This window comes from Xenorhabdus griffiniae, assembly GCF_001028135.1.
GTDB lineage: Bacteria > Pseudomonadota > Gammaproteobacteria > Enterobacterales > Enterobacteriaceae > Xenorhabdus > Xenorhabdus bakwenae.
Genome location: NZ_LDNM01000181.1, coordinates 1 through 790, shown reverse-complemented (window position 1 = coordinate 790; position 790 = coordinate 1). Strand labels below are relative to the sequence as shown.

Sequence of the window (790 nt, the reverse complement as noted above, 5' to 3'; positions counted from 1 at the left end):
GATCCGCTGGGGCTGGCAGGGGGGGTTAACCCGTATTCTTATGTGCATAATCCCACGGGTTGGGTAGATCCTTTAGGACTAAACTCCAAGAAATGTCAGTATGTGTATCGAGAATTAAGTATTGATGACAGAATTAGATATGATGCAGGATTAAGTATACAGCCTAAAGGGCAGGGGGGATCAATCGTAGAACATGTTGATGGAAAAAATACAGGGTTTATTTCGGTTGCTGAAGAGCAGGCTGCAACGAAAAGATTTTCTTCTGGTAGTGGGTTAGCGCAAATTGATTTGAAGAAAGCAACGAAAAATGGAACAACGTATATTCCTCATAAAAATGTTATGCAAGCAGTTAATTCAAAAGGTTCACTACAAAATAGAAAAGATGCCAAAAGAGCAGTGGAAGGTTTATTTAAAGGTGAAATTCCTCATGACGCTATCAAAATTATAAGATAGGAGAAAATATGCCAGTATTATCAGAGTATTCTAATGTAACAAATACTGTATTTAATGTTTTAGATAAGAAGGGATTCAACATATGGTATGACGAAGAAGCAGACATGTACTGTGCCGAAAAAGATGGCTGGGACTTCATGGCAGACTCTCCTTGTGGGCTGCTTGGTGTTATATCTATATATGAATTTAAACAACCAGCTGAATATAAAGAATATTGGTGGCGTGATGAAGAAAAAGATTTATTGAATAATCTAAGTCATATACCACCAGAATATAACGCGATGCTCGACTTTTATGATGAGTTGAAATGACATAGCCGCTCCTTTATAACTTTAAG

At 37.3% G+C, this 790-nt stretch carries 2 protein-coding genes; both read left to right on the top strand.

Annotated elements, in window-relative coordinates; all coding sequences use genetic code 11:
• Nucleotides 1-453 (top strand): hypothetical protein (locus AAY47_RS19530; protein WP_047772036.1); only part of this gene is annotated, 453 nt, incomplete at its 5' end.
• 8 nt (nucleotides 454-461) lie between these two features.
• The gene (locus tag AAY47_RS19525) at nucleotides 462-764 is read left to right on the top strand and encodes a hypothetical protein (protein ID WP_047772035.1); all 303 of its coding nucleotides are present in this window, start codon (nucleotides 462-464) and stop codon (nucleotides 762-764) included.
• Nucleotides 765-790: the final 26 nt, after the last annotated feature.

What these genes read in the sequence shown, in the direction of transcription:
- AAY47_RS19525 (WP_047772035.1), top strand. Translation starts at nt 462, where the DNA reads ATGCCAGTATTATCAGAGTATTCTAATGTAACAAATACTGTATTTAAT.